This window comes from Rubellimicrobium mesophilum DSM 19309 (genome assembly GCF_000600335.2).
Taxonomy (GTDB): Bacteria; Pseudomonadota; Alphaproteobacteria; order Rhodobacterales; family Rhodobacteraceae; genus Rubellimicrobium; species Rubellimicrobium mesophilum.
This window is the reverse complement of record NZ_KK088645.1, coordinates 1-6,562: the sequence shown is the minus strand read 5'-3', so window position 1 is coordinate 6,562 and position 6,562 is coordinate 1. Positions and strand designations below refer to the sequence as shown.

The 6,562-nt window shown below is 70.1% G+C and carries 7 protein-coding genes and 1 pseudogene; 4 read left to right on the top strand and 4 right to left on the bottom strand.

Annotated features, from left to right (window positions below; genetic code table 11):
• Positions 1-174: 174 nt before the first annotated feature.
• From RUMESO_RS25545 to RUMESO_RS23595, 3 genes and pseudogenes are all read right to left on the bottom strand, one after another.
• Positions 175-672, bottom strand: coding sequence for a restriction endonuclease (locus RUMESO_RS25545; protein WP_051521651.1), 498 nt, complete (start codon positions 670-672; stop codon positions 175-177).
• Positions 673-799: 127 nt separating this feature from the next.
• Positions 800-1,933, bottom strand: a pseudogene (locus RUMESO_RS28765) (site-specific DNA-methyltransferase); the annotation flags it as partial.
• A 34-nt stretch (positions 1,934-1,967) separates the two neighbouring features.
• Positions 1,968-2,384 carry a tellurite resistance TerB family protein gene (locus tag RUMESO_RS23595; RefSeq protein ID WP_037284716.1) on the bottom strand — a complete coding sequence of 139 codons (417 nt, stop codon included), beginning with the start codon at positions 2,382-2,384 and terminating at the stop codon, positions 1,968-1,970.
• A gap of 88 nt (positions 2,385-2,472) precedes the next feature.
• On the opposite strand from RUMESO_RS23595, the gene RUMESO_RS23590 reads away from it, so the two are divergent.
• The gene (locus RUMESO_RS23590) at positions 2,473-4,059 is read left to right on the top strand and encodes a lysine--tRNA ligase (RefSeq protein ID WP_037284712.1); all 1,587 of its coding nucleotides are present in this window, start codon (positions 2,473-2,475) and stop codon (positions 4,057-4,059) included.
• On the opposite strand, the gene RUMESO_RS23585 is transcribed toward RUMESO_RS23590, so the two are convergent.
• Positions 4,056-4,928 (bottom strand): CHAD domain-containing protein, encoded by an 873-nt coding sequence (locus RUMESO_RS23585; protein ID WP_037284709.1) that lies wholly within the window; start codon positions 4,926-4,928, stop codon positions 4,056-4,058. The two genes, RUMESO_RS23590 and RUMESO_RS23585, sit on opposite strands and share 4 nt — an antisense overlap.
• An 83-nt stretch (positions 4,929-5,011) precedes the next feature.
• On the opposite strand from RUMESO_RS23585, the gene RUMESO_RS23580 reads away from it, so the two are divergent.
• The 3 genes from RUMESO_RS23580 (at position 5,012) to RUMESO_RS23570 (ending at position 6,453) form a co-directional block, all read left to right on the top strand.
• Complete coding sequence (locus RUMESO_RS23580; RefSeq protein ID WP_037284706.1) at positions 5,012-5,419, top strand: DUF4864 domain-containing protein; 408 nt, start codon at positions 5,012-5,014, stop codon at positions 5,417-5,419.
• 142 nt (positions 5,420-5,561) lie between these two features.
• Positions 5,562-5,921 (top strand): lysozyme inhibitor LprI family protein, encoded by a 360-nt coding sequence (locus RUMESO_RS23575; protein ID WP_037284703.1) that lies wholly within the window; start codon positions 5,562-5,564, stop codon positions 5,919-5,921.
• 1 nt (position 5,922) lies between these two features.
• Complete coding sequence (locus RUMESO_RS23570; RefSeq protein ID WP_037284699.1) at positions 5,923-6,453, top strand: hypothetical protein; 531 nt, start codon at positions 5,923-5,925, stop codon at positions 6,451-6,453.
• Positions 6,454-6,562 lie beyond the last annotated feature (109 nt).

Below are 6,562 nucleotides of genomic sequence, written 5' to 3'. Positions count from 1 at the left end.
GGCGTTCGGTGGGGGGTGGGGCGACGCAACACCCCGGGGGCAAGGCGCTGATCCGGCGAGGGAAGTCGGCCGACGGGGGTGTTGCGTGGCCCCGTAGGATGCGCTTCGGCGCACCATGCGACGGTGATTCGGGCAGGGGCCGGGGATGGTGCGCCGAGGCGCACCCTACGGGGGCTACGAGGGCTCGCCGAAGAGGTCCCGGACGGCGCCCTTGGCCTCCTCCTTGGGGGCGGCCTTGACGGGGGCGGCGGAGAGGGCGGGGAGGCGGACGGCGCGTTCGCGCAGGGCGAGCGCCTCCTCGATGGTGACGATCTGGAGGCGGGGGACGGGCTGGAAGCCCTCCACCTCGAAGACGCCGCCCTGCCGGGCCCAGTCGTGGGCCGCCTCGGTCGGCCGTTCGAGCGAGAGGAGGACGCCGACCTGGGCCTTCTGCGCCTTGACCACGGCGTCGAGGCTGCGGACCATCTCCACGTTCACGGTCTTGCCGCCCTTCACCGAGACGATGGCCTTGTGCTCCTCGCGCGGGCCGAACCAGCGCATCCCGTCCATGCCGCCATCGGCGCCCTTCTTCGTCTGCGGAAGGAAGCCGATGCGGGTGACGGCCCACTTCTCGAACTCCTTCTTGGTCTTGTCGTCGCGGTCGAAGAAGTCGCGGGCGGCGTCGAGGTCCATGGGCGTGCCATGGGTCTGGAACTCGATGCCTGGGGAAGGCGGTGCGGAGGCGGTTCTCGATCAGGCCGATGGCGACATGGGTGATGTCGATGCCGATCCAGCGGCGGCCGAGCTTCTGCGCCGCGTGGACGGTGGTGCCGCAGCCGCAGAAGGGCTCGAGCACGAGGTCGCCGGGGTTGGAGGAGGCGGCGACGATGCGTTCGAGGAGGGCGACGGGCTTCTGGGTGGGGTAGCCGAGGCGCTCGGCAGCTTGGGAGTTGATGGGAGGAATGTCGTCCCAAACGCTGGTCAGTGGCATCCCATCGCGTTCATCCAGAAAACGGCGGAGCTGGATGCGCCCGCCTTCTTTCCTAGGAAACTCGAGCCGACCTTCAGCGTCGAGTTGTTCCATTTTCTCGCGCGACACCGCCCAGCCGTTTGGATGTGGTTTATGACCTTTGTAATCATAGGTAAGATTTGGCCGCGGCTGAGGGCTCCGAAGGTCCGACAGGCGGTAAACTCGCCCTTCTGGTGACTTGTAACGATATTTCGACTCCAGATACTCGCGATCATAATCTACAAACTGCCGGTTAAACTGATAACTATTAGTCTTGGTATAGAAGAATATATGATCGGTCACATCAGGAAATTGGCGCTTGGCATCGTTGTGCGAAGTCGTGCGCTTCCAGATAATCTCATTCTTGAACTGCCGTGGGCCAAACACCGCATCCAGCAGCACCTTGAGGTAATGGCTCGCGGTCGGGTCGCAGTGGAGGTAGAGGCTGCCGGTGGGCTTGAGGACTCGGTGCAGCTCGATCAGCCGCACGGCCATCATGGCGAGGTAGGCCGTCAGGGCGTTCTTGCCGAGGAACCCCACCATCGCATCGAGCATGAGCGCCGCGTCCTGATAGCCCGAGGCCCGCTTGACCTGCTGGACCGCCACACCCGACACGGCGTCGTCCCATTGCCAGGTGTCGCGGAAGGCATCCTCCTGCGCGGCGACGGGCTTGCCGGAGGGCGTGCGGAAGAGCGCGTTGTAGTCGGCGTTCGAGTTGAAGGGCGGGTCGAGGTAGATGAGATCGACGTGCTCGTCCGGGAATGTCCGCAGAACGTCGAGATTGTCGCCGTAATAGAGGTGATTCACGCGCTGCCCCCCGAACCCGAACCCGGCGCAAGGGGAAGCCGGTCGGGAGGGGCTTGTCGAGTCCCGCAGGGGGGCTCCGGCCCTCCAGCCCAGCGGCCGTGGCTCTGGCGCGGCATGGCGGGCCGGAGCCCGCCCCATGGGGATGGGTCCGGCCGTCGCGGGCGCCGCCCCCTCACACCCTCTGATACCGCGCCCGCGCGCCCCTCTCGATGGCGGCGGCGTGGAGGCGGTCGATCTCCAGCTCGTCGCGGATCTCCTCGAGCATCCGGGCCTCCTGCTCGGTGATCCGCCCGTCCGCCGCCGCCACGTCGCAGGCGAGCGCGTAGGCCGTCTCCCAGAGGCGCTGGGGCAGGTAGCGGCGGACCCGGGCGAAGAGCTGGTCGAGCCCGTCCTCCTGCTGGAGGAGGTCCAGGATCAGCGCGCCCATGCTCTGCAGGTGGTCCTGCTCGTAGGTGGCGAAGACGGGGAGGTTCTCGACGATGTTGGCGATCTGCACGAGCTCGGCGGTGCGGATGGCCTCGTCGGAGGCGGAGACGGCGATCATGATCGCGACCAGCGCGTCCTGCGGGGAAAGGGGGGTCTCGGTCATCTGGGCCTCCTGATTTCCGGCTGGTTTATTGACGGGGGGACGGGCCGGCAATAGGGAGGCCCCCGGTCCCATTTCAGGAGGCGCACCCATGGCATCCCTGCGCGAGGCGGCGATGACGTCGAAGGCCTGGCCCTTCGAGGAGGCGCGGGCGCTGCTGAAACGGGTCGAGGGCGGGCCCGCGAAGGACCACGTGCTGTTCGAGACGGGCTACGGGCCGTCGGGGCTGCCGCATATCGGGACCTTCGGGGAGGTGCTGCGGACGACGATGATCCGGCGGGCCTTCGAGGTGATCTCGGAGATGCCGACGCGGCTGATCGTGTTCTCGGACGACCTCGACGGGATGCGGAAGGTGCCGGACAACGTGCCCAACACCGAGATGCTGCGGCTGCACCTGCAGCAGCCGCTGACCACGGTGCCGGACCCGTTCGGGGAGTATCCGAGCTTCGGCCACCACAACAACGCCATGCTGCGGCGGTTCCTGGACACCTTCGGGTTCCAGTACGAGTTCGTCAGCGCGACGGAGTTCTACCGGTCGGGGGCCTTCGACCCGACGCTGAGGTTGGCGGCCGAGCGCTACGACGCGATCATGGAGATCATGCTGGCGTCGCTGCGCGAGGAGCGGCAGCAGACCTATTCGTGCTTCCTGCCGATCCATCCGGAGACGGGGCGGGTGCTGTATGTTCCGCTGAAGGAGGTCAACGCCAAGGACGGAACGATCACCTTCGACGACGGGTCGGGACGGGAGTGGACGCTGCCGGTCACCGGGGGGCACGTGAAGCTGCAGTGGAAGCCCGATTTCGGCGCTCGCTGGGCGGCGCTGGGCGTGGACTTCGAGATGTACGGGAAGGACCACTCGACCAACACGCCGATCTACGACGGCATCTGCGAGGTGCTGGGCGGGCGGGCGCCGAACCACATGGTCTACGAGCTGTTCCTCGACGAGGTCGGGGGGAAGATCTCCAAGTCGAAGGGGAACGGGCTCACCATCGACGAGTGGCTGGAGTTCGCGGCGACCGAGAGCCTGTCCTATTTCATGTACCAGAAGCCCAGGACGGCGAAGCGGCTGCATTGGGACGTGATCCCGAAGAACGTGGACGAGTATCACCAGTCGCTGCGCGGGTATGCCACGCAGACGCCGGAGCAGCAGCTCCAGAACGCGGTGTGGCACATCCATGGCGGGCAGCCGCCCGCGTCGGACATGGTGGTACCCTTCGCGATGCTGCTGAACCTCGCCTCCGTGTCGGGCGCCGAGGACAAGGAGACGCTGTGGCGGTTCCTGCGGCGCTATTCGCCCGAGGCCACGCCGGAGACGCATCCGGGGCTCGATGCGGCCGCCGGATATGCGGTGCGCTACTTCCAGAAGCACGTGAAGCCCACGCGGGTGTTCCGCGCGCCCACCGAGGCGGAGCGGGCAGCGATGGAGGACCTCGCGGCGCGGCTGCGCGGGCACGAGGGGTCGCACGATCCGGAGGAGCTGCAGACCATCGTCTATGCCGTAGGGAACGAGCACGGGTTCCAGCCGCTGCGCGACTGGTTCAAGGCGCTCTACGAGGTGCTGATCGGGGCCTCCGAGGGGCCGCGGTTCGGGGGCTTCGTCGCGCTCTACGGCGTCGAGGAGACGGTGCGGCTGATCGAGCGGGCGCTGGCGGGGGAACTGGTGGGGGAGGCGGCCTAGGTCGTCTCGCGCAGCTTCCACCAGGCGCCCCAGCGGGCGGCGAGGGCCTCGGCGTCGCCGGCGAGGAGGCGGCGGCCGAGAGGGAGCGCCTCGGCCATCAGCGCGGCGTGGCGGAGGGTGGCGAGGTCGCGGGCCTCGGAGCGGAGCCCTTCGTCGAGGGGCGCGGCGTCGAGGCGGCCCAGGAGGACGGCGAGGTCGTTGACCTGGCCCAGCATCTCGCCGAGCGTGTCGGCGGCCTCGACGTGCGGCTTCATCAGGGCGGGCCAGATCGGCTGGAGAAGGCGCGCGTGATACCAGTGATCCTTGGCGCGCTTGCGCCATTCGTGGAGGTGGTGGGGCTCGGGGTGCTTGCGGGCCTGCCTGAGGGCGGCTCGGGCGGCATCCCAGGTGGCCATGAGGCCGGGCTCCAGAGCGTCCCAGCCGTCGCGCCGCAGGGTCCAGCCCTCGCTGCGGGCGAGGAGATCGGACATCGCCTCGGCGAAGGCGGGGAGGGCGGCCGCCTCGGCGCTCGCGTCGTGATGGGCGGCGGCTTCCTGGAAGGGGGCGAGGAGGCGGGCGCGGCGGGTCCCGTCCATGTCCCCGGCCAGCCGCTCCAGGGTCGAAAGCTGGACGGCGGCGTCGCGGAGGTCGGAGAGGGCGCGGCCGGCGTCGCGCAGGCGAGCGTTCTCGGCCTTGGCCTCGGGGAGCACGGGACGGAGGAGGCGGAGGAGGCCACGGAGCTTCTTCACGACCTTGCGCATCTCGTGGACGCGTGGGCCGAGGTCGCCCTCGCCCCGGACGGCGGAGAGCGCCAGCCCGGCCTCCTCTCGCGCGATGCGGCGGAGGGCGGCTTCGACGCTCTCGTCCTCGGGCAGGATGGCGTAGGGCATCGGGGGCTCCATGGCTCGGTCGGTGTGAAACTTATGGGCGCCGCGATACGTGACAACCATGTGACAGCCGACGGAGGTGACCCATGCGCCTGCTCCCGACCCTTGCGCTGCTCGCGTGGCCCCTGGGGGCCGCCGCGCAGGACGCCCAGACCCAGGCCGCCATCGAGGCGGTCATCGCGGACCAGCTCTCGGACTTCAACGCCCGCGACGTGCCGGGCGCCTGGGAGCACGCGAGCCCGGGGATCCAGGGAATCTTCGGGACGCCGGAGAATTTCGGCCGGATGGTCGAGGACGGCTATCCGATGGTCTGGGACAACCACGACGCGCGGTTCCTGGAGCTGGGCGAGGAGGGCGGAGCGCTGCACCAGCGGGTCCTCCTGAAGGACCCCGAGGGGCGGGGCTGGGTGCTCGACTACGAGATGGTCGAGCTGCCGGACGGCTGGCGGATCGACGGCGTGCAGGTGCTGCCTGCGCCCGACGTGGCGGCCTGAGCGGCGGCCCTCGCGCGAGGGAAACCGCCGATGCTGCAACGCAGCGCTGGCCTTCCGCTGCGGAAGGGGACATATTGGGGACATGAGCGCCCCATTCGAGTCCCTTCGGCCGACCCCGGCCCGGCCCCTGAGGGCAGGGCTGATGCTGGCCGTCCTCGGGGCCGGCCCCGCCGTCGCGCAGGACCCCTGCGCCGGGGCGGTGACGCAGCTCGACCTCAATCGGTGCAGCGCGGAGGCCTATGAGGCGGCCGACGAGGAGCTGAGCCGCGCCTACGGGGCGGCGGTCGCGGCGGCGCGGCAATTTGACTCCTCGCCCGGGGGCCGGGCCGAGGCCACCTTGAGGGCTGCCCAGCGGGCCTGGATCGCCTATCGCGATGCCTCCTGCGAGGCGGAGGCGGCGCTCTGGGATGGCGGCTCGGGCCAGCCGATGATCCGGGCGGGCTGCCTCGGGCGCCTGACGGCGCTGCGGACGGATGACCTGAAGGCTTATGCGGAGCAATGAGATGACCCCCTACCAGACCCTCACCCAACCGTGGCGACAGGCTGTCGCGGTCTGGACCGTGCTGGCGCAGGCGCAGACCGACTTCGCGCTGCGGATGATGGGGCTGACCGCGCCCCGGACGGTGGCGCGACGCCCGAGCTCGGTTCCCGTGGCCGTCCTGCCCCCGGTGTCCGAGCCGGTGGCCGAGGTGCCGGCCGAGGAGGAGGCGCCGGACCATTCGGCGGAGGTGGTGCCGCTGCGGCTCGTGACCGAGGCCAGCGCGCCGGCCATCGCGGCCGCGACCGCGCCGGAGGTGGAGGCCCTTCCCGAGCCGGAGCCGGAGGCCGCGCCCTTCGTGGCGGAGGAGGAGCCGCTGGCGGTGCTGGCCGAGCCCGCGCCGCAGGAGGACCTCGTGCAGGCGACGGTCCAGTCCTTCGTGGAGGAGACGGCCGCCGCCGTCGCGGAGCTGCGGCCCGAGCCGGCGACCGCGCGCCCGGCGCGGCGCGCGGCCTCGGGGACGCGGCGTCCGGGCAAGATCAAGCGCGGGTCCTGAGAGGGACCTTCGCCCGTGATGCCGCGTTGATCCGGCCGGGGCCGCTGGGGCCCCGGACCCCAGGAGACGTCGCGCGATGCGGAGAACCGGCATGAACCCCTTCCAGCCC

Bases quoted from the DNA above. Each gene is read 5' to 3' on its own strand.
- RUMESO_RS25545 (WP_051521651.1), bottom strand. From the start codon at position 672: ATGGACCTCGACGCCGCCCGCGACTTCTTCGACCGCGACGACAAGACC.
- RUMESO_RS23595 (WP_037284716.1), bottom strand. From the start codon at position 2,384: ATGACCGAGACCCCCCTTTCCCCGCAGGACGCGCTGGTCGCGATCATG.
- RUMESO_RS23590 (WP_037284712.1), top strand. From the start codon at position 2,473: ATGGCATCCCTGCGCGAGGCGGCGATGACGTCGAAGGCCTGGCCCTTC.
- RUMESO_RS23585 (WP_037284709.1), bottom strand. From the start codon at position 4,928: ATGCCCTACGCCATCCTGCCCGAGGACGAGAGCGTCGAAGCCGCCCTC.
- RUMESO_RS23580 (WP_037284706.1), top strand. From the start codon at position 5,012: ATGCGCCTGCTCCCGACCCTTGCGCTGCTCGCGTGGCCCCTGGGGGCC.
- RUMESO_RS23575 (WP_037284703.1), top strand. From the start codon at position 5,562: ATGCTGGCCGTCCTCGGGGCCGGCCCCGCCGTCGCGCAGGACCCCTGC.
- RUMESO_RS23570 (WP_037284699.1), top strand. From the start codon at position 5,923: ATGACCCCCTACCAGACCCTCACCCAACCGTGGCGACAGGCTGTCGCG.